Consider the following 21852-nt stretch of genomic DNA (forward strand, 5'->3'; position numbering starts at 1 on the left):
GTCCCTGAAACGGACGACCATTCGAGTATTTGTGGGGAAACTGTGACGGCTGCAGCTGCTACCGGTCGTGAACACGACGACGAGCTCAAGAGCAGGGTGCAACGCCTGCTGCGCTTCCTTCGCGAAATCGTCGAGGCGCGCTCGAACCCGGTGCTGCGTTTCGACGACCACATGCAGATCGAGTGGGTCCACGCCGGGGACGTTCCCATGCAGCTCGACCCCCGAGCCAAGCAGGGTGGTGTGGTGCTCCGTGCACCTCGCATCGCGGTCGACGAGCCGCCCGAGCCGCCTGCGCTGTTGTCGGGCTGGCTCGATCCTCAGGTCGTCGCAGACAGCCGCTACCGCGAGCTCGAGTTGGCCGACGCATCCTCGGTGACGTCACGCCGTCGAGAGGAAGCGCAGGAGTCCGACGCCGACTTCGACATCCGCAAGGCCTACGAGATCAAGCAGGCCTTCGAGGAGTACTCCGAAGCGTGGAAGGAATGGGCGCAGGAGGATCGGGATCGGCGACCGCAGGCCGCCCTGTACCAGGCACTGCAGCTGATGATGCAGGAGCTCGCGTCGCGACCGGAGTCGATCGAGCTCGTGGTGGCATCCGGCCTGTTGACGTCGAGCAACACCGATCCGCAGCGCAGCGTGCGCACTCACCTGATCACACAATCGGCCAGCATAGAACGGGACGTACGCACCGGTGACCTGCTGGTTCGCCTCGCCGCGAGTACCACCCCGCGGCTCGAGGACGGGCAGCTGCTGACCGGTTCGGACGATTTCGACACCTCCGGCTCCGTCGCGCTGGCGCGAGAACTGCGTGACACCGTCAGCTCGCCCATCGGGGACGGTGTCGCACGGTTCTTGCGGAGCTGGGCGACGCGGGTGCCACGCCACGAAATCGAGGTGCTCGATCGTCTCGGGCCGCCCGGGGCTCTCGCCTACATCGACGACGACCGCACGCTGACCGTCTCACCTGCCCTCGTTCTCCGCGTTCGAGACTCGTTCGCGCTGGTCGAGTACTACGAGCAGATGATCGCGGACCTCGAGTTCGCCGACTCGCCGGTACCGCTTGGGCTCGCGCAACTGGTCGATGCCATCGAGCCGGCAGATCGGATGGCGTGGCTCGAACGCACGGGGGCGGGGGAGTCGGCGACACTGGCGGAGGACCCGCTGTTTCCGCTGCCGGCCAACGCCGAGCAGTCGCAGATCATCGAACGGCTGGGGCGCGACAGCGGCGTCGTGGTCGAGGGGCCGCCAGGAACGGGCAAGACCCACACGATCGCCAACCTCATGGCCGGGCTGTTGGCGCGCGGACAACGGGTTCTGGTCACTAGTGAAAAGTCACAAGCTTTGCGTGTGCTGCGGGACAAGCTCCCGCCGGAGCTGCAGGAGCTCTGTGTGTCCATCACCGACCTCTCTCGCGGTGGTTCGGACGAGCTCAATCGCAGCGTCGCGAAGATCGCCGAGCGCAAGACCTCGTTCGACGAAGCCAGCGAGGTGCAGAAGATCGAGGCGCTGACGACGCAGCGCGCAGCGGCCCTGGCCCGCCGGGCCGAGCTGCTCGATCGGGTCAGCGCGCTCCGTGAGACCGAAACCGTTGTGCACGAGTATGTTTCCGATGGTTACGACGGCACCGTGTCGTCCATCGTGCGCAAGGTCAAAGCGGCCGAAGGTGCCCACGAGTGGCTACCCGGCCCGCTGCTGGCCGATCGGCCACCCCTCGACGGTGCTCAGGTCGATCAGCTTCGTAAACTCATTGCCAGCTCCGACGGCACTCGCGAACTTCGCTCGCGACAGGTACTGCCGCGTCCGGAGACCATGCTGCCGAATTCGGCCGAACTCGCCTCGCTCTGCCAGCGTGCAGGTGCGCAGATCGACACTCTCTCGCCCCAGGCCGCGGATCTCGTGGCGTTGCTCGACGGCGTCGAACCCGCCGTGTCCGCGGAGATCAGGCAACTGTGCGAGGAGCTCGCCGCCCGAGTGCGAGCGGTCATCGAACTCGACGGCTCCTACCCACGGTTGACCGATTCCGTGCTGTCCGGCGAGGCCGCTCACCTGTGGTCTCGGGTCAGCGGAATCGACGCGATGGTCGAGACGGCAGCTGCGTCCGATCGCTACGTCGGTGCCCACGATGTGCAGTGCTCGTCGAGCTCGCCTGCGGCACTGTCGGCGATGGATGCGTTCGCCAGCGCGCTGGAGTCCGGTATCGAGTGGAAGCCCCGGTTCCGTCGCAGCGAGGAGCAGAAGGCCGTCGAGGCTCTCGACATCGTCGCCACCGTCGACGGCCAACCCGCGACGACGGCCATGGCCGCGCGACTGGTTGCCGAACACATTCGTGCACTCGAGACCGTGCAGACCGCAGCGGTGCTGCTGGCCGACCTCGCGATCATCGTTCCGCTCGACGGCACACGTTCGATTCGCGTCAACAACGTGGCGCGGATCGCCGACCGGCTCGGCCTGGTGTCTGCCGTCGTCGCTGCCCGTGACGCCCTGGTGCAACGGCTGTACACCATTTCGCCTGCGGCACCGTGGATTCGGAGCCTGGCCGAAGCTCAGGAAATCGCCGGGGCCGCCGACGCCATCGCCACGCGCATCGACATCGATGCCGCACGCGCCGAGCTCGACGCCCTGCAGTTCGCGGTCGCGACGCGCATCGATGCCGGGCCCTCGCCCGAGGGGTCGAATCTGGTGAGTGCGTTGAGCACTGCGGACCCGTTGGAATTGGCTGCCGCCGTTGCGGCCTATTCGCAGGCGTGTTCCGAGCAGGAGGATCAGCTTCTGCTCGAATCGATGTCGGCGTCGTTGTCCGAGGTCGCACCCGCATTGTTCGACCTGGTCGAGGACACCGCGGGCGATGTCGAATGGGACGAGCTGAGCTGGCAGATGTCGAAGGCCTGGGCGTGGCGTCGGGCACGCGAGTGGGTCGGTGAGCAGCACCACGGTGGACTCGAGCAGCAGCTGGAAGCGGAGCTCGCGGCCGCCGATACGGACATCGCCTATCTCACAACACGTCTCGCAGCGGCCAGTGCCTGGCGTAACAGCCTCCAACGAATGACCGCCGTCGAGGTGCGTGCGCTGCAGACTTATCGAGAGCACATCTCCAGCATCGGCTCTGGAGCCGGTAAGTACGCCGAAACCTACCGCAGTGCAGCACGATCGGCGATGCGCGAGGCGCAGAGTGCGGTCCCCGCCTGGGTCATGCCGCTGTCCCAGGTGCTGGCCTCGATTCCGCCGGTGCCGGGCAGTTTCGACGTCGTCATCGTCGACGAGGCGTCTCAGGCCGACATCACCAGTCTCTTCCTGCTGTACCTCGCACCCCGTGTGATCGTGGTGGGCGACGACCGGCAGTGCGCGCCGGCTGACGTCCCGCAGGCCGGCACACTCGAGGACGTGTTCGATCGCTTGGACGTCTATCTGCCCGATCTACCCGAACACGTGCGTGCGACGCTGACTCCGAGGTCGAGCCTGTTCTCCATGCTCCGTACCAGGTTCGGTCAGGTCGTGCGCTTGCGTGAGCACTTCCGCTCCATGCCCGAGATCATCAACTGGTCGAGTCAGCAGTTCTACGGAGACTCCCCGCTCGTTCCCGTGCGCCAGTTCGGTGCCGATCGGCTACCGCCGTTGCGGCACACGTACGTTCGCGGAGCTACGGTGACGGGAAAGAATGCCTCACTGGTCAACCGTACCGAGGCCATCGCGATCGCCGACCAGATCGCCGAGTGCCTCGAGGACTCCGCTTACGACAACCTGACCTTCGGAGTGGTTGTGCTGCAAGGCCAGTCGCAGGTCGACGAGATCCGCAACGAGTTGATCAAGCGGATCGGTATCGAACAGTGGGAGCAGCGTCGGCTTCGGGTCGGTACGCCGCCGGACTTTCAGGGCGACGAACGCAACGTCGTGTTCCTGTCGATGGTGGTGGCACCCGATCAGAATTTCGCCACCCTCACCGCCAATCAGTACAAGCGGCGGTTCAACGTTGCGGCGTCGCGGGCACAGGATCAGCTGTGGCTCTTCCATTCGGTGACCGTCGACCGTCTCAAGCGTGCGGACCTGCGCAACTCGTTGCTGAGTTACGTCACCTCCGTCTCGCCCGCTCCGGCCGATCCCATGCCGGTCGATGTTTCGCGTGAGGTCCGGAAGGCGCCGTTCGAGACGCTGCTCGAGCAGCAGTTGTGGAACGATCTCGTCGAGCGAGGTTTTCACGTCAATCCTGGTGTCGAGGTCAACAACAGACGCCTGGCCCTGGTCGTGACCGGCGACTCCTCGCGTCTCGCCGTCGAATGCGACGGTGACACGTTCCTGTCCACCCCCGCGCAGCGGCTGGCAGATCTGCAGCGTGAACAGGAACTCAAGCGATGCGGTTGGACTTTCTGGCGGGTGCGTGAATCCGAGTACTACCTGGACCGCGACGCGGCGTTGGAAAGCCTCTGGACCACGCTGGCCCGGTTGGGAATCAAGCCCAACAGCGTTGTGGTGGAAGGTCTGGAGAGTTCGGACGGAGCTTGGACCCCGGTCCCACTCGAGTCCTCGCAGTTCGACGATTCCGGTGTGTTCGAGACGTCCACGTACGCCGACTCACCCGCGCGCCACGAGTCGGTGCTGTCCTTGTGGACCATGCCCCGGATCGACATCCCCGCCGAGGACCCGGCCGCATCGGATGCGCGACGAGCCGACCGCGAGGGATCCGCACCGACGACCACCAACGGTTCGGGAGCCGCCAACGGGGCGGGAGTCGAGAACGGCTCGGGCCCCACGAACGGGTCGGGATCGACCAACGGCTCGGGTATGACCAACGGCTCGGGTATGACCAACGGGCCGGGAACGACGAACGGCTCCGGTATGACCAACGGGTCGGGAACGACGAATGGGTCGGGAATGACGAACGGCGCGTCCGCCGCCAACGGTGGCGGTCGTTCCAACGGCTCCACTCGCTCGGCTCGGCCGATCGAGTCCTCGGCACCGAGTCGTTCGGCCATGACCAACGGATCCACACCCGCAAAGGATGCGGAGATCGATGCGTCCGCGCGGGTGGGCGATGCCGATGTGAGCAGCGGCTCGACCACCGAGCTCGACGAAACCGCGAACAGCACGACAGCGGCAACGGACCGGATCGTGGAAGCCGACGAGGCGGTCGCACAGGACGAGGCGGCCGCAGAGGACGAGACCGGGGCGAGGAGCGAGGCTCCCGATCTCGACGGATCCGATCCTGCCGAGGCAGCGGGTGATTCAGCGGGAGCACCGGATGCCGACGGCGAGCCGAGCGGGGGCCTCGAGGCACCCGAGGACGAGGGCATCGCAGAACACGAGTTGCCGCTCAACGGACTTCGCGGATACACCACCCGTCGTCGGCCGTAGTTCGGCGTTCCCGGCCGACAGGCTCAGCGCCCGCACCGAAGCCGTGAGGGCGACGTAGTCTTGGTCCTCGGGCTGCGCGCACGTACGAGTGAAAAGGGTTCGACGCCGATGACAGATCGACAGATGCAGCAACCGGAGCAGTCGGTCTCACCGGATCGGTCGCCGCGCACTCGGCGGATCGTTGTGCCTACTGTCGTCTTTGTCGTCTGCGCTGCGCTTGTCACGCTGCCGACCTGGACCGTCGTATTCGCCGGCGCGCAGTGGCCGCTGGCCGCGCAGTTGGCCGGATCTGCGGTTGCACTCGCTGTATTTGTGGCGTTGCCTGCAGCGATGTACATGGGCCACCGGCCGAGCGCAGAAGGTTCCTCCAAGGATGCGTGGGCGCGTATCGGAGACGTGTTGTTGGGCTCGGTCTGGATCGCGTTCGTGTGGGCGGCACTCTCGCTGCTGCTGCGGCTCGCGCTGTGGACGGGTGGGGTCGACGACCCACTTCGCTCGCGGATCGTGTCGGTGACAACCGTGGTGCTCGTGGTCGCCCTCGCGTTGTGGGGTCATTACGAGGCGATGCGAACTCCCCGCGTGCGACACACGACCGTCAGGATCGATCGGCTCGGGGCGCGATTCCACGGTCTGCGAGTGGTTCTCGTGACCGACACTCATTTCGGCCCGCTCGATCGCACGACGTGGTCGCATCGATTGACGGACGCCGTCAATGCGCTCGAGCCGGACGTGTTGGCCCACGTCGGCGATATCGCCGACGGCTCGGTCGATCGGCGTCGAACGCAGGCCGCGCCGTTGGAGTCGATGCTCGCGAGTGCGGCGCGCGTCTACGTCACCGGCAATCACGAGTACTTCGGTGAGGCGCAGGAGTGGCTCGATCACATGGAGGACCTCGGATGGAACTCGTTGCACAATCGCCATGTGGTGCTCCATCGCGGTGAAGACGCGCTGATCATCGCGGGCGTCGACGACGCCACCGCCGCAGGGTCGGGTGCGCCCGGCCACGGCGCCGATCTTGCTCGCGCACTTGCCGGAACAGATCCTTCGATGCCCGTGCTGTTGCTGGCTCACCAGCCGAAGCAGATCGGTGACGCAGTCGACGCCGGCGTCGACCTGCAGGTCTCCGGTCACACACACGGCGGTCAGATCTGGCCGTTCTCGGCGCTGGTTCGGCTCGACCAGCCGGTGGTGCACGGTCTGAGCAGACACGGTGCGCGAACTCAGCTCTACACCAGCCGCGGATCGGGATTCTGGGGTCCGCCTTTCCGGGTGTTCGCGCCCAGTGAGATTTCCGTTCTGACATTGGTCGCCGGCTGAGCGATCGACACCTGGCAGGATCGGTGGGGTGAAGAGAACCGAAGAGGTCGTCGTTGTCGCCACCGATCTCGACGGGACCCTGTTGCGTTCGGACCGGACCGTGTCTGCGCGAACGGCCGCCGCGATGGCTGCCGCAGACGCAGCCGGAATCAGGGTGGTGTGGGCCACGGCACGGGCGCGCCACTCCATCGACGAACTCGCGGCGTCCTGCGGATTTCGCGGGACCGCGATCGGTGCCAACGGTGCTGTCGTCCTCGACCTGGCCGACGGTTTCCCGGCCATCGTCGGCACCAGATCGGTACCGCCCGAGACGGTGGCCTCTGCCAAGTCGGTCGTGCGCTCGCTCGTTCCCGGCGTGGCCTTCGCGACCGTGGGTGCCACGCGATTCGTGGCCGAGGCTCGGTACGCCGAGCTGTGCGTGTTCGCCGATCACCACCGGCAGCCGCACGAGATGGAGCTGTCGGAGCACGGTTTGTCGGCCGACGTCGAGCCGACGGTCAAAATCGTTGCTCGACACAGTGATACGACGAGCGAGGAGTTGTACGAGCTCGTCGCCGCTGCGGGAGTGGACGGGGTGGAGTTGACTCATTCCGGTGCTCCGTACATCGAGATGTCCGCAGCGGGAGTCTCGAAGGCCAGTGCGCTGCAGGAATTGTGCGAGCGGTGGGGGATATCTTCGGGTTCGGTTGCGGCGGTGGGGGATGCGCGCAACGATCTGCCGATGCTGACCTGGGCGGGCACGGCGTTGTGCCCGTCGAATGCTGCTGAGCCCGTGCGATCCGTTGTCGATCGAGTCCTCGAATCCAACGACGACGACGCGGTTGCGCGCTATCTCGAGGAACTCACCGCGCGCAGGGCGGAACTGTGACGCGCGGTCTGCTCCCTGGGTTGCCGTATGAGAAGCCGGCCCCCATCGTCGGCGGAAACACACTGGGGAGCTCTCCGGGTTCGGGTGACGTAGCGATTGCGGCGCCACCGAATTCGGCTTCGTTCACCGACGGAACAGTCAGCTCGACGTGGTCGGCGGACGGTTGGAGTCGCGCAGCGCTCAGCTCCCCGCCGGTCACTGCCTCTAGGATCTACGGACGAGCGGACCGGCGCGGGTAGCCTCTGGCGTGTCGGTGAATCGTCCACCACGAAAGGCCCTGCTGTGAACGACGCCCTGTCGACGGAATCCTCCGAGCCCACCACGATCGCCGAGTACCTGAACGCACATGCGTTGCGCGTCTCGCCGCTCGACGGTGCCGCGGCGTCCGAGATCGGCATCACCGTGCCGATTCCTGCGGGATGGCAGACGCTCGATCCCGCACAATTTCCCGGGGCGACTCAGGTGATCGTGGAACCGAACCTGGTGGAGAACGGATTCGCGCCCAACGCGGTGCTTCTGGTCGGTGCGTTGTCGCGCACGATCGACCCGGAAGCGTTGATGGCATTGGGTTTCGGCGACGGACGTGCAATGCCCGGCTGGGTGGAGCGCGAGGCGAGCGCGGCGTCGTGGCTCGGCTGGCCGTCGCGATTCATTCGGGGTACGTACGTCTCGCAGCAACTCGAAGCGGCCGTGACGACGCGATATGTGGTGGTGGGCATCGAAACTCAGTACTTGGTGCAGTTGACGGTGACGACGTTGGCATCGCAGCTCGATGCGTTGGCGTTCGACGTCTCCGCGATCAACGATGGTTTGACCACTGGTACGTAGAAGAACGCGAGCCCCTGTGTCCGACGCGCGGGTCCGACTAGGGTCGATTCCATGTCGATGAGAACCGGTCGCGTCCGGCACCTGTCGGTGGTGCCGAACTTGTCCGACGCCGACGAACCGGCCGACGGCGAGGCGACAGAGGCCACGCGGCGGGGCCTGGTGAACTTGGTGCTTCGGGTGACCGTGGATCACACCCGTCCGCAGATCTGGCGCCGGGTGCGGGTGCGCTCGGACCTGCTGTTGTCCGAGCTGCACTCGGTGCTGCAGAGGGCTCTCGGGTGGGAGGACCGGCATCTGCATGCGTTCAGTGTCAGGACCGCCGGTGCCACGCGTCGATTCGAGATGGAAGAGTCGCTCGACGACGAACCGGACGACGAGTCGTCGAGCGAGGAGCGAGTGCGGATCGACGACGTGCTCACTGCACCGGGTTCCACCATGACGTACGAGTACGACTTGGGTGACGGATGGACGCACACGATAGTTCTGGAGCAGATCGATTCCGATATCGACGACCTCCGATCCGTCTGCCTCGACGGGGCGCGTGCATGCCCACCCGAGGAATCAGGCGGGCCAGCGCGCTATGCACAGGCTTTGGAGATCGCCGCCGACCCGTCCGATCCCGAACACGCAGGCGTGCTGGCGCGGTGGGGCGCGGCCTTCGACCCGGCTCTGTTCGACGCCGATGCAGTCAACACTGTGCTGCACTCGTTCGACGTGGGGCGTTCGGTCCTTGCCGAAGCGGTGGCCGCGGCTCCGGCCATCGGAAAACTGTTCGATCGAGTGCGTCCTACGGAGGTGCCGTCACTGATGGCGTTGCTTCCGCGGTGCGAACTCACCATCGAGAGCTCGATCGATCTACCCGTCGCCGAAATTGCGATGGCCAAGTTGACGTGGTTCCTGGGCAGAATCGGCGACGCCGGAGCCGACCTGACCGGTGCCGGCTACCTCAAGCCTGCATTCGTCGTGGCGATTCGAGAGGAACTCGACTGGGGCTTGGGCTGGGTCGGGCCGAGCAATCGCGAGATCGATCATCATCAGGTGACCGATCTGCGCGAGGCGGCGCGGCACCTCGGGTTGACCCGCACATCGAAGGGCAGGTTGCTGCGCACCAAGCTCGGTGCAGCGTTGGCTCACGACCCGGTAGGGATGTGGCGACATGCGGCGTCGCGACTTCCGCTGGGCAAGGAGACCTACGAGACCGACGCAGCGACTCTGTTCCTGATCTCCCTCGCCGCATCGGCATCTGCGACGCATCGTAACAAGATGCTGATCGAGACTGTCGCCGAATTAGGTTGGGCCAGTGAGGATTCCGGTGTCTTCGATGCCCAGTTCGCGGCGCAGGCCACGGTGAGCTTTCTCGATCTCATCGGTGCCCACGGTCCGCAGTTCTACTTCCGTCAAGGGGTGTCGGACTCACCGAGCTGGTCGCGCAGGTTCGCACGTGATGCACTGCTGAGCTGAGTCGACGAGAAGTGGTCCCGGTAATGCCGAAATGGGGCTCGAGTCGCGCGAGACTGCCGCTGAGCAGGCGATTTGCGTTGGTGTGGTTGGTGGCGTAACTTTTGTCGAGTCAGAGCGACGGACACCGACCCGGTCTTCACGGACTGGGTGAACGAGGTTGGACGTGTGGCTCGGCAGGTTGTGTCCCCCAAGAGTCGGGCCTTGTGTCCGAGACCAAGCTGGGATACGCTGGAACAGTTGCCCTCGAGGCCGACGGACTGTGTGTTCGTGGGGTGAGAGTGTGTGCGTGTTCTTTGAGAACTCAACAGTGTGTCGATGAATGTCAGTGCCGAATTTATTTTGGTGAATGCATTCGATGTATCAGCCATCCGCTTGTGGTGGTTGTTGTCGGGTGTTGTTTGAAATGCTAGTTGAGTTTTTTTGCTAGTGATTTGACTTGATGTCTTTGACTGATTCACGGTCCCTTGTGGGGTCCGTTGTTTCGCAGGTCTTTTACGGAGAGTTTGATCCTGGCTCAGGACGAACGCTGGCGGCGTGCTTAACACATGCAAGTCGAGCGGTAAGGCCTTTCGGGGTACACGAGCGGCGAACGGGTGAGTAACACGTGGGTGATCTGCCCTGCACTCTGGGATAAGCTTGGGAAACTGGGTCTAATACCGGATATGACCGCATGCCGCATGGTGTGTGGTGGAAAGATTTATCGGTGCAGGATGGGCCCGCGGCCTATCAGCTTGTTGGTGGGGTAATGGCCTACCAAGGCGACGACGGGTAGCCGACCTGAGAGGGTGACCGGCCACACTGGGACTGAGACACGGCCCAGACTCCTACGGGAGGCAGCAGTGGGGAATATTGCACAATGGGCGGAAGCCTGATGCAGCGACGCCGCGTGAGGGATGAAGGCCTTCGGGTTGTAAACCTCTTTCAGCAGGGACGAAGCGTGAGTGACGGTACCTGCAGAAGAAGCACCGGCTAACTACGTGCCAGCAGCCGCGGTAATACGTAGGGTGCGAGCGTTGTCCGGAATTACTGGGCGTAAAGAGTTCGTAGGCGGTTTGTCGCGTCGTTTGTGAAAACCCGGGGCTCAACTTCGGGCTTGCAGGCGATACGGGCAGACTTGAGTGTTTCAGGGGAGACTGGAATTCCTGGTGTAGCGGTGAAATGCGCAGATATCAGGAGGAACACCGGTGGCGAAGGCGGGTCTCTGGGAAACAACTGACGCTGAGGAACGAAAGCGTGGGTAGCAAACAGGATTAGATACCCTGGTAGTCCACGCCGTAAACGGTGGGCGCTAGGTGTGGGTTCCTTCCACGGGATCTGTGCCGTAGCTAACGCATTAAGCGCCCCGCCTGGGGAGTACGGCCGCAAGGCTAAAACTCAAAGGAATTGACGGGGGCCCGCACAAGCGGCGGAGCATGTGGATTAATTCGATGCAACGCGAAGAACCTTACCTGGGTTTGACATACACCGGAAAACCGTAGAGATACGGTCCCCCTTGTGGTCGGTGTACAGGTGGTGCATGGCTGTCGTCAGCTCGTGTCGTGAGATGTTGGGTTAAGTCCCGCAACGAGCGCAACCCTTGTCTTATGTTGCCAGCGCGTTATGGCGGGGACTCGTAAGAGACTGCCGGGGTCAACTCGGAGGAAGGTGGGGACGACGTCAAGTCATCATGCCCCTTATGTCCAGGGCTTCACACATGCTACAATGGCCAGTACAGAGGGCTGCGAGACCGTGAGGTGGAGCGAATCCCTTAAAGCTGGTCTCAGTTCGGATCGGGGTCTGCAACTCGACCCCGTGAAGTCGGAGTCGCTAGTAATCGCAGATCAGCAACGCTGCGGTGAATACGTTCCCGGGCCTTGTACACACCGCCCGTCACGTCATGAAAGTCGGTAACACCCGAAGCCGGTGGCCTAACCCCTTGTGGGAGGGAGCCGTCGAAGGTGGGATCGGCGATTGGGACGAAGTCGTAACAAGGTAGCCGTACCGGAAGGTGCGGCTGGATCACCTCCTTTCTAAGGAGCATTCTCCAGAACATGTACCAGCACACAGGTGCTCGGATGATGGTCTGGCAGAGCCCGTTTCGTTCCCACACGTGGAACGGCGGGAGCTCACGGGTGGAACACTGACAACGAGATCCTGCAGAACGCGAAACCATGTTTCGCCGGCAGGGACTATATCGATGCACTGTTGGGTCCTGAGAGAACACGTGAGTGTTTCTTTCTAGGCAAGACATATACGGGCAAGAGATTGTGTTTACATCGCATCGCTTCGGTGGTGGCTGGTAGCACGTGTGGTTTCTTGGTTGTGTGTTGTTTGAGAATTGCACAGTGGACGCGAGCATCTTTGTTGTAAGTAATGAAGAGCGTACGGTGGATGCCTTGGCACCAGGAGCCGATGAAGGACGTAGGAGGCTGCGATAAGCCTCGGGGAGCTGTCAACCGAGCTGTGATCCGAGGGTGTCCGAATGGGGAAACCCAGCACGAGTGATGTCGTGTTACCTGCACCTGAATATATAGGGTGTGTGGAGGGAACGTGGGGAAGTGAAACATCTCAGTACCCACAGGAAGAGAAAACAATAGTGATTCCGTGAGTAGTGGCGAGCGAAAGCGGATGAGGCCAAACTTTGTGCGTGTGATACCCGGCAGGGGTTGCGTATGGAGGGTTGTGGGGTTTGCATTGTCGATTCTGCCGGATCGGCCGACAGTGAGAAATTGTGGTGTTAGTCGAAGTGGTCTGGAACGGCCTGTCGTAGAGGGTGAGAGTCCCGTAGACGAAAACATTGCAACTGTCGTTGTGGATACCCAAGTAGCAGCGGGCCCGTGAAATCTGCTGTGAATCTGTCGGGACCACCCGATAAGCCTGAATACTCCCTGGTGACCGATAGCGGACTAGTACCGTGAGGGAAAGGTGAAAAGTACCCCGGGAGGGGAGTGAAATAGTACCTGAAACCGTGCGCTTACAATCCGTCAAAGCCGGTGCATGATTCGTCATGGCTGGTGATGGCGTGCCTTTTGAAGAATGAGCCTGCGAGTTAGTGGCATGTCGCGAGGTTAACCCGTGTGGGGTAGCCGTAGCGAAAGCGAGTCCGAATAGGGCGTATCCACCTTGTGTGGTGTAGTGGCGTGTTCTAGACCCGAAGCGGAGTGATCTACCCATGGCCAGGTTGAAGCGACGGTAAGACGTCGTGGAGGACCGAACCCACTTAGGTTGAAAACTGAGGGGATGAGTTGTGGGTAGGGGTGAAAGGCCAATCAAACTCCGTGATAGCTGGTTCTCCCCGAAATGCATTTAGGTGCAGCGTCACGTGTTTCTCACCGGAGGTAGAGCTACTGGATGGTCTAGGGGGCCTACAAGCTTACCGAAATCAGCCAAACTCCGAATGCCGGTGAGTGAGAGCGTGGCAGTGAGACTGCGGGCGATAAGGTTCGTAGTCGAGAGGGAAACAGCCCAGATCGCCAGCTAAGGTCCCTAAGCGTGTACTAAGTGGAAAAGGATGTGGGGTCGCGAAGACAACCAGGAGGTTGGCTTAGAAGCAGCCACCCTTGAAAGAGTGCGTAATAGCTCACTGGTCAAGTGATCCTGCGCCGACAATGTAGCGGGGCTCAAGTACACCACCGAAGCTGCGGCACTCACACAACAGCCCCATGCAGGTCTGCGGATCTGTGTGCAGGTGTGTGGGTGGGTAGGGGAGCGTCGTGCAGCCATGGAAGCATCGGAGTGATCCAGGTGTGGAGGCTGCGCGAGTGAGAATGCAGGCATGAGTAGCGAAAGACGAGTGAGAAACTCGTCCGCCGAATGACCAAGGGTTCCTGGGCCAGGTTAATCCGCCCAGGGTGAGTCGGGACCTAAGACGAGGCCGACAGGCGTAGCCGATGGACAACGGGTTGATATTCCCGTACCCGTGTAACCGCGCCCATGGTGAATCAGTGATACTAACCACCCTGAATCTCGCTTACTTCACGCCTTCGGGTGTGCGGGGGCGGGTGGATGCGTGGGACCTGATCTGGTAGTAGCCAAGCGATGGGGTGACGCAGGAAGGTAGCTGGGCCAGTCAGTGGTTGTACTGGTGTAAGCCTGTAGGGCGAACGGTAGGCAAATCCGCCGTTCACTAAGCCTGAGAGGTGATGCGTAGCCGATTGAGGCGAATTCAGTGATCCTATGCTGCCGAGAAAAGCCTCTAGTGAGTTGTTACACGGCCCGTACCCCAAACCGACACAGGTGGTCAGGTAGAGAATACTAAGGCGATCGAGATAACTATGGTTAAGGAACTCGGCAAAATGCCCCCGTAACTTCGGGAGAAGGGGGGCCCCTGCCGGTGATCACTCTTGCAGTGTGAGCTGGTGTGGGCCGCAGAGACCAGTGAGAAGCGACTGTTTACTAAAAACACAGGTCCGTGCGAAGTCGTAAGACGATGTATACGGACTGACGCCTGCCCGGTGCTGGAAGGTTAAGAGGACCGGTTAGCCAGTGATGGCGAAGCTGAGAATTTAAGCCCCAGTAAACGGCGGTGGTAACTATAACCATCCTAAGGTAGCGAAATTCCTTGTCGGGTAAGTTCCGACCTGCACGAATGGCGTAACGACTTCTCAGCTGTCTCAACCATAGACTCGGCGAAATTGCATTACGAGTAAAGATGCTCGTTACGCGCGGCAGGACGAAAAGACCCCGGGACCTTCACTACAGCTTGGTATTGGTGTTCGGTTCGGTTTGTGTAGGATAGGTGGGAGACTGTGAAGCGGTGACGCCAGTTACTGTGGAGTCGTTGTTGAAATACCACTCTGATCGTATTGGATACCTCAACCTCGGACCATGATCTGGTTCAGGGACAGTGCCTGGTGGGTAGTTTAACTGGGGCGGTTGCCTCCTAAAATGTAACGGAGGCGCCCAAAGGTTCCCTCAGCCTGGTTGGCAATCAGGTGTCGAGTGCAAGTGCACAAGGGAGCTTGACTGTGAGACTGACAAGTCGAGCAGGGACGAAAGTCGGGACTAGTGATCCGGCACCGGCAAGTGGAAGCGGTGTCGCTCAACGGATAAAAGGTACCCCGGGGATAACAGGCTGATCTTCCCCAAGAGTCCATATCGACGGGATGGTTTGGCACCTCGATGTCGGCTCGTCGCATCCTGGGGCTGGAGTAGGTCCCAAGGGTTGGGCTGTTCGCCCATTAAAGCGGCACGCGAGCTGGGTTTAGAACGTCGTGAGACAGTTCGGTCTCTATCCGCCGCGCGCGTAAGAAACTTGAGGAAGGCTGTCCCTAGTACGAGAGGACCGGGACGGACGAACCTCTGGTGTGCCAGTTGTTCCACCAGGAGCACCGCTGGTTGGCTACGTTCGGAAGGGATAACCGCTGAAAGCATCTAAGCGGGAAGCCTGTTCCAAGATGAGGTTTCTCACCCCCTCGAGGGGGTAAGGCCCCCGGCAGACCACCGGGTTGATAGGCCAGAACTGGAAGCCCAGTAATGGGTGCAGGTGACTGGTACTAATAGGCCGAGGACTTACCACAAAGAAGCTACGCGTCCACTGTGCAATATCTGAAACAACACACGTTTCAGCACAACAATTGAATGAACCCAGTACGTCACCGATCCAGATCCGGTGGCACCGCTGATGTTCCGTGTGTAACTGTTTCGCAGAGTTACGGCGGCCATAGCGGAGGGGAAACGCCCGGTCCCATTCCGAACCCGGAAGCTAAGCCCTCCAGCGCCGATGGTACTGCACTCGACAGGGTGTGGGAGAGTAGGACACCGCCGAACACAATTTCCCAGAACACCCCCAGACCACCCGGTCCGGGGGTGTTCTGCATTTCGAAACCACAACCACAACCACAACCACAACCACAACCACACTCCACAAAACACCACACCCACACCCACCCGTGCCGAGTTAGCCCGCACCCACAGGGGCAAACGCGCACGCAATCGCCAACCGCGCGCAGAATCGCAGCCCGGACACCGACCATTTCCCGGGCACTCGACGAACGCGCGCGCATTCGCGGAATGCCGACCACCATCGACGCGGGCATGGGACTGCCCCGACTTCAGTTGACTAGTGGGGTTGAGCGATTCAGGCCGCGTGTGCGGTCCGGTTGATTGTCTCAAACTCGATAGGGGTGAGCTTGCCGAGGCGCCGTTGACGGCGTTTGCGGTGATAGGTCTTTTCGATCCATGTCACGATCGCCAGCCGTAGTTGCTCGCGGGTCGACCACCGCTGGCGGTCGAGGACGTTCTTCTGCACGAGTGCGAAGAACGACTCCATCGCGGCGTTGTCACCGCACGCCCCGACCCGCCCCATAGAACCTCGTAACCCATTGCGCGACAGTGCATGTACGAACTTCCTGGATCGGAATTGGCTACCGCGATCCGAATGCACGATAGTCCCCTCCGAGCCTCTTTGCGCCACAGCATTATCCAATGCTGACACCGCTAATGACGGCGCTCATCGAAATTCCCCACTAGCGCTCATCGAAATTCCCCACCCGTGTGGCACCGCCAACGAGGGCGGGTCTCCAACGAAGCTGATGGTCTCTGACCACGCACCAGCTATCCGAAGGAGACCCGCTCCTCATGCTTACACAGGAGGAAGATGTGGAAATCAACGCCTTGCACAAACGAGGCTGGAAGATCGCGGACATCGCGCGTCACACCGGCCGCGACCGCAAGACCATCAGGTCGTACCTGAACGGCACCACCACTCCCGGGGTGCGTAAACGCAGCGCACCGGACCCATTCGAGGTGTTCCTCGCCTACGTCACTGCACGTCTGATCGACGACCCACACCTGTGGGTCCGCACGCTCTGCGACGAACTCGAGGACCTCGGCTATCTGATGTCGTATCAAACGCTGCACCGCAAGATCCGCGAACTCAAACTCCGGCCGATCTGCCAAGCGTGCCTGACGGCCACCGAAAGACCCAACGCGGTCATCGAACACCCGCCAGGGGAAGAGACACAATGGGATTGGGTCGATCTACCCAACCCACCCGCCTCGTGGGGCTGGGGATCGATGGCCCACCTGTTCGTCGGAACTCTGGCGTGTTCGGGCAAATGGCGCGGCGTCCTCGCACCGAACATGACCCAACCACATGTCGTCGACGGACTCGACCGGATCTGCCGAGGCCTCGGCGGGATCAGCCGAGTCTGGCGGTTCGACCGAATGGCCACAGTCTGCCACCCCGAGTCCGGCCGGGTCACCGCCAGCTTCACCGGCGTCGCGAAACATTACGGTGTCTCCGTTGCGATCTGCCCACCGAGGCGCGGCAACCGCAAAGGTGCAGTGGAGAAGTCCAATCACACTGCAGCGCAGCGGTGGTGGCGAAATCTCTCCGACGATCTGAGCGTCGAGCAAGCCCAAGCGAGCCTCGATCGGTTCTGCAGTCTGCGCGGCGATACTCGCTTGCGGCCGACGAAGGACGGCAAAACTTCGGTAGCGACGATCGCCACCGCCGAAGGACTGCATCCGATGCCGCCGTCCGCGTATCCCGCGATCCTGTCCACTCATCGAGTCGTATCCCGGCAGGCGTTGGTGTCCTACCGCGGCAACCGCTACTCAGTGCCGCCCGAGCTCGCGTCCGCGCAGGTCACCGTCACCCACGTTCTCGGGACCGACGTCATCGACATCGTCACCACCTCGGGTATCGCCATCGCCCGGCACCGGCTGGCGGCCGATGGGACCGGGGCGATGGTCCGCGATCACGGCCACATCTACGCCCTCGAGCAAGCAGCGATGGCCGGCGCGAACACCGGACGTCCGCACCGCCGCAAGGAACGTATTCCGCCCGGACCGGACGCACTCGCCGCTGCAGAGAAGCTCCGAACAACAACCAGTGCAACATATCCCGACGCAGCGGACAGATCGGAAAACGACAGTCACGCAACCGAATCCGATACCGCAGGAGCGATTATCTACGACCTGTCGATCTATGAACGCGCCGCACACGGAAGGAACACCCTGTCATGACCGACCAGAAAGCTGCCACGAACGCCGACCGGTTACCGGCCCCGAACACCGCCGCTGCAGCCAGCCTTTACCAACGCCTGCGGGGGCATCTCGCTGTCCTGAAACTTCACGACGCCGCCGAAGCGCTGCCGTCGGTCCTCGATCAAGCAGCCGCCGAAGAACTGTCGATGACCGCGGCGTTGGACCGGTTGCTCTCGATCGAGGTCGAGGCCACCGAAGCCCGCCGACTGAACGGCAGACTCCGATTCGCGTGCCTGCCGACACCGGCATCGCTCGAGGACTTCGACTACGACGCAGCCGCTGGTGTCGACAGGAAGTTGATCGAGGAGTTGGCGACCTGCCGATACTTGGAGACAGCGACGAATGTGCTGCTCATCGGCCCGCCCGGGGTCGGCAAAACGCATCTGTCGGTCGGGCTGGCGCGTGCCGCAGCTCATGCCGGCTATCGAACGTATTTCACCACCGCAGCTGATCTCGCTGCCCGCTGTCATCGAGCCGCTCTCGAAGGAAGGTGGGCTACGACGATGCGGTTCTACGCTGGACCGACACTTCTCGTCGTTGATGAACTCGGCTACCTACCGTTGCCCGGCGAGGCAGCGTCGGCGTTGTTTCAGGTTGTCTCGCAACGGTATATGAAGACGTCGATCGTGATGACCACCAACCGTGGCGTGGGATCGTGGGGTGAAGTGCTCGGTGACAACACCGTCGCAGCAGCCATGCTCGACCGGCTTCTGCATCGATCCGTCGTGCTCAACCTCGACGGTGATTCCTACCGTCTCCGAGACCACAACGCCAGATCGGAGAAGCTCCGCAAAGCCACCACAGGAACCCGCCAACCACTACAGTGAAGTTCGCTCACGAGTGGGGAATTTCGGTGAGCGCGGTTGGGGAATTTCGCTGAGCCTCGTCACTAACGAGGCCTTCATCCTGGAGTCGATCGAGTAGCCGACGATCCTGTTCGACCAGACGTCCTTGATCGCGCAGAGATACAGTTTGCCCTCGTCGGTGCGGTGTTCGGTGATGTCGGTCAGCCACAGCTCGTCCGCGGCCCGTGCGGTGAACTGACGGTCGACGAGGTCGTCGTGAACCGGCGGGCCGGCCTTCCTGTTCAGGCCTCGCTTCTTCGAGAACACCGACCAGATGCGTTCTTGTGAGCACAACCGCGCGACCCGGTTCTCGCTGGCGGTGATCCCGCGGTCGGGTAGTTCGTCTGCGATGAAGCGGTAGCCGAATGCGGGGTCGTCGTCGTGGATCTCACGAGCAATGTTGATCAGATGCGCATCATCCCAATCTCGTTGCGTGACTGGCTGTTTCTTCCATTTGTAGAACGCTTGGGTTGAGAAACCGAGAACCCGGCAGGTCACTGTGACGGGTACTCCGTCGCCAGCAAGGTCGAGGACCAGCGGGTAGATCATTTTGGGAGTATGTCTCGACTCAGATAGGCGGCGGCTCGCCGCAGAACGTCGTTTTCCTGCTCGAGCAGCCGGTTGCGCTTTTTTAGCTCCCGCAGCTCAGCGGACTCGTCACCAGGGTTCTGCCGGCCGTCACGGACGACGCCGTCTTCACGATCGGCAATCTTGAGCCAGCGGTGCAGGCAACCTTCGGAGATTCCGAAGTCCTTCGCGATCTGACGCAACGGGGCCTCGCCCTTGCGTGCGACGGCGATGACGTCGCGGCGGAACTCCTCGGGAAATGCTTTCGGCATGGTGAACATCCTTCCACCGTGAGGAGCGATCCTCACAGATCAGATGTCAACCAAAGCTGGGGCAGTCCCCATCAGCCTCCACCCGACCCGATGAGCTCACACCCATCGGCAGGGGCAAACAGACGCGCAGTTGTCATCCGCGCGCAGAATCGCAGCCCGATCACCGACCCCGCGCACCCGACGAACGCGCGCGCATTGCCATCCCGCCGAGGGCTGAACCCCGTACCCCGTATCGCGCCCCGGCCAGTCTTTGTGGGCTCCCACAGGATTGTGTGGCACAGTCGATGTCGATGAAACTCGCCGTCGATCAGAAGCGTGTCAGCAGAATCCTGCTCGATTTCGATCTGAGCATCGAATTCGACAACGGTGCCAGCATTGCCTTCAGCGAGGTGATGATCGACGGACTCATTGTCGACGAGGACAATCAGTTCGAGGGTCTACGAGCGCTCGCGACCCTGCACGGTCTCGTATGCGACGACGCAGACTACGACGAATCCGGTGTTCTCCGTCTTACGTTCGAGGGCCGGCAGACAGTGGTGGCCAGTCCGCGAGACGAGGTCGAATCCTGGGAGTACACGGCTGCGGACGGCTCGACAGTGGTGTGTGGACCGGGCGGGGCTGTCGAGTCGTGGCCCGCACCCGAGCATCCGAAGTCGGTGGCCCCGACCGTCGAGAGGCTTCCTTCCATCGGTGCGACCGTGGTTCGGCTCTCGACCGGCGACGACCCTGCCGTCGAATTCTCGGATGGCACCAAGCTGTTGTTCGACCTCTCCCTCGACGCCGGGTACCTCGTGTTGCGGGAAAGTGTGACGTCGAGTTCCCTCGCCGACAGCGTCGCTGCTGCACAAGGAGATTGGGTCGTCGAACTGTCCTCGGGGCACGTGATCTTCTACCGACCGCGCACTGAGTAGGGTCTACCGAACTGGGTCTCGACACCGGGGGAGTACAGGATTGAGTCCGGTCGCCGGGTACTGACACCGGGTAGGCCTGCCGCTGCCACGAGCTCGTCCGAGCAGTGGGTGAGTTCTGCGTCGACCAAGGGCCAGTGCCGGTGTACGTTCGGGACGTACAGCAGGCGACCGGCCAGTGAGGTGTGCAATCCCCAACGCGCGGTGAGGAACACAGCGAGCGGATCCTCGGACAGGTCGCGTGATCCTCTGACGACGCCGAAGTCGGTGGTTGCGCCGCGGTGCGGGGGAGCGAGCCGTTTGCTGCGGTAGCCGATCGTGGTGCTGTCGTCGGCGATATCGATCGATGACCAGCGGTACGGAATGCGAGCAGCGTTGGTGCCCAGCACGACTGCGAGTCTGGTTGCTTCCAGGGATCGGAACACGACGCCGCGTCGCCCCTCCGCGTCGACCGAGTACAGCCGAACGTTGATCTCACCGAAGGTGCCGAAGTACGGGACGGGGTGACGGTAACCGAGGCCGGCACCGACCATGTGGAAGCCGATCAGCCCAACCCACGACGAGCCGTCGTATTCGTCGGGTACGCACCCTCGGGGCAACAGCGGGGCGACGTCGGAACTCGGAACCCGCCAGTGTAGAAAGACCAGCCGTTCCCATCGCTGATCCATCACGATCGGACGAGGCAGTAGCGGTGGCCGCGGCCAGAGGCGTCGGGCATCGTCTCGGTTCATGATTCGAGCCTAGGCGCGAGGCGTCAGGAGGCGGTGAATCGGGCGTGCACGCTCGCCGAGATGGTGATGTTCTCCGGCTTGAGTGCAAATCCGGCAGGCGCTGATTTCGCGGCGAACATACGTGCCGAGGATTCCGGTCCACCGCTCTCCGCGAACCCTGGAAGCAGACCGGGATCGGCCACCGCGACAGCGTGCACGCCCGATCGTCCCAGGCTCGACGCGTAGGCCTCGGCCTTCGAGACGGCGTCGCGCACAGCGAGTTCCCGGACCGCCAAGGTGTGAGCGGTTCTGCTGGATTCGGTGAGGTCCCAATCGAAGTGGTCGATCGACACTCCCTCGAGTGCCGAGGCTGCGTAGACGAACGCGTCCACCAGATCGAGCTGGCTGAACTGCACTTCCACTGACGCCTCGGCTTGATAGACGTACGGCAGTTGCTCTCCGTCGTGGTTGAACGGGCGGTGGCGCGAGTGGCGCACCTGGTCCACCGACCATCGATCGATGGGTCCCCCGTCACTGTTGTAGAGCGGCTCGACCAGTCTGGTGAGCTCCCGGACGAGTTGCTGAGCAGGCTCGGATGCGGACTCTGCAGTGCGACCGTCGGTGCGGACGGTCAGCGCGAGTGTGCACTGTTCGGGTGGGTAGGTGGCTGCGCCGTGACCGACGACGGTGATGTCGAGTGCTTCGGGGCTCATGACACTCAGTGTTGCATCCGGGTCGGGCGGTTTTACCGAACCTGAA

The 21852-nt window shown here is 62.4% G+C and carries 10 protein-coding genes, 3 rRNA genes and 2 pseudogenes; 11 read left to right on the forward strand and 4 right to left on the reverse strand.

The window, feature by feature from the left end; genetic code table 11:
• The first annotated feature begins 96 nt into the window (after positions 1-96).
• The 8 genes from NY08_RS24465 (at position 97) to rrf (ending at position 15568) form a co-directional block, all read left to right on the forward strand.
• The gene (locus NY08_RS24465) at positions 97-5346 is read left to right on the forward strand and encodes an AAA domain-containing protein (RefSeq protein ID WP_045201096.1); all 5250 of its coding nucleotides are present in this window, start codon (positions 97-99) and stop codon (positions 5344-5346) included.
• Positions 5347-5454: 108 nt separating this feature from the next.
• A complete protein-coding gene (locus NY08_RS24470) occupies positions 5455-6663 on the forward strand; it encodes a metallophosphoesterase (RefSeq protein WP_045199298.1) in 1209 nt (402 codons plus the stop codon).
• A 28-nt stretch (positions 6664-6691) separates the two neighbouring features.
• On the forward strand, positions 6692-7531 hold the full coding sequence (locus NY08_RS24475; RefSeq protein ID WP_045199300.1) for an HAD family hydrolase: 840 nt from the start codon (positions 6692-6694) through the stop codon (positions 7529-7531).
• 282 nt (positions 7532-7813) lie between these two features.
• Positions 7814-8359, forward strand: coding sequence for an LpqN/LpqT family lipoprotein (locus NY08_RS24480; protein WP_082073936.1), 546 nt, complete (start codon positions 7814-7816; stop codon positions 8357-8359).
• 51 nt (positions 8360-8410) lie between these two features.
• On the forward strand, positions 8411-9820 hold the full coding sequence (locus tag NY08_RS24485; protein WP_045199302.1) for a plasmid pRiA4b ORF-3 family protein: 1410 nt from the start codon (positions 8411-8413) through the stop codon (positions 9818-9820).
• A gap of 491 nt (positions 9821-10311) precedes the next feature.
• A 16S ribosomal RNA gene (locus tag NY08_RS24490) occupies positions 10312-11829 on the forward strand.
• A gap of 334 nt (positions 11830-12163) precedes the next feature.
• Positions 12164-15318 (forward strand): 23S ribosomal RNA (locus NY08_RS24495).
• A gap of 133 nt (positions 15319-15451) precedes the next feature.
• Positions 15452-15568: ribosomal RNA gene (gene rrf, locus NY08_RS24500) — 5S ribosomal RNA — on the forward strand.
• The 16S, 23S and 5S rRNA genes sit together here, the layout of an rRNA operon.
• Positions 15569-15878: 310 nt before the next feature.
• Here the strand turns inward: rrf and NY08_RS24505 are convergent.
• Positions 15879-16244, reverse strand: a pseudogene (locus NY08_RS24505) (transposase); the annotation flags it as partial.
• A gap of 134 nt (positions 16245-16378) precedes the next feature.
• Between NY08_RS24505 and NY08_RS24510 the strand changes: the two are divergent.
• Together NY08_RS24510 and istB are read left to right on the forward strand one after the other, a co-directional pair.
• Complete coding sequence (locus NY08_RS24510; RefSeq protein ID WP_045194499.1) at positions 16379-17770, forward strand: Mu transposase domain-containing protein; 1392 nt, start codon at positions 16379-16381, stop codon at positions 17768-17770.
• Complete coding sequence (istB, locus tag NY08_RS24515) at positions 17767-18618, forward strand: IS21-like element helper ATPase IstB (RefSeq protein ID WP_045194497.1); 852 nt, start codon at positions 17767-17769, stop codon at positions 18616-18618. The genes NY08_RS24510 and istB overlap by 4 nt, the downstream gene beginning before the upstream one ends.
• Before the next feature lie 24 nt (positions 18619-18642).
• On the opposite strand, the pseudogene NY08_RS25730 reads toward istB, so the two are convergent.
• Positions 18643-19475 (reverse strand): annotated as a pseudogene (locus NY08_RS25730) (IS3 family transposase); the annotation flags it as partial.
• A 290-nt stretch (positions 19476-19765) separates the two neighbouring features.
• Between NY08_RS25730 and NY08_RS24530 the strand changes: the two are divergent.
• Entirely contained in the window at positions 19766-20386 is a 621-nt protein-coding gene (locus NY08_RS24530; protein WP_045199304.1) for a DUF6188 family protein, read from the forward strand.
• On the opposite strand, the gene NY08_RS24535 is transcribed toward NY08_RS24530, so the two are convergent.
• On the reverse strand, positions 20365-21114 hold the full coding sequence (locus NY08_RS24535; protein ID WP_235387027.1) for a YqjF family protein: 750 nt from the start codon (positions 21112-21114) through the stop codon (positions 20365-20367). The genes NY08_RS24530 and NY08_RS24535 overlap by 22 nt on opposite strands.
• Positions 21115-21137: 23 nt before the next feature.
• Positions 21138-21806, reverse strand: a complete 669-nt coding sequence (locus NY08_RS24540; RefSeq protein ID WP_045199306.1) for an SIMPL domain-containing protein — start codon at positions 21804-21806, stop codon at positions 21138-21140.
• Positions 21807-21852 lie beyond the last annotated feature (46 nt).

The organism is Rhodococcus sp. B7740, assembly GCF_000954115.1.
GTDB lineage: Bacteria > Actinomycetota > Actinomycetes > Mycobacteriales > Mycobacteriaceae > Rhodococcoides.

Excerpts from the sequence above, each read along its gene's own strand:
- istB (WP_045194497.1), top strand. The coding sequence starts at position 17,767 with ATGACCGACCAGAAAGCTGCCACGAACGCCGACCGGTTACCGGCCCCG.
- NY08_RS24530 (WP_045199304.1), top strand. The coding sequence starts at position 19,766 with ATGAAACTCGCCGTCGATCAGAAGCGTGTCAGCAGAATCCTGCTCGAT.
- NY08_RS24510 (WP_045194499.1), top strand. The coding sequence starts at position 16,379 with ATGCTTACACAGGAGGAAGATGTGGAAATCAACGCCTTGCACAAACGA.
- NY08_RS24485 (WP_045199302.1), top strand. The coding sequence starts at position 8,411 with ATGTCGATGAGAACCGGTCGCGTCCGGCACCTGTCGGTGGTGCCGAAC.
- NY08_RS24540 (WP_045199306.1), bottom strand. The coding sequence starts at position 21,806 with ATGAGCCCCGAAGCACTCGACATCACCGTCGTCGGTCACGGCGCAGCC.
- NY08_RS24535 (WP_235387027.1), bottom strand. The coding sequence starts at position 21,114 with ATGAACCGAGACGATGCCCGACGCCTCTGGCCGCGGCCACCGCTACTG.
- NY08_RS24470 (WP_045199298.1), top strand. The coding sequence starts at position 5,455 with ATGACAGATCGACAGATGCAGCAACCGGAGCAGTCGGTCTCACCGGAT.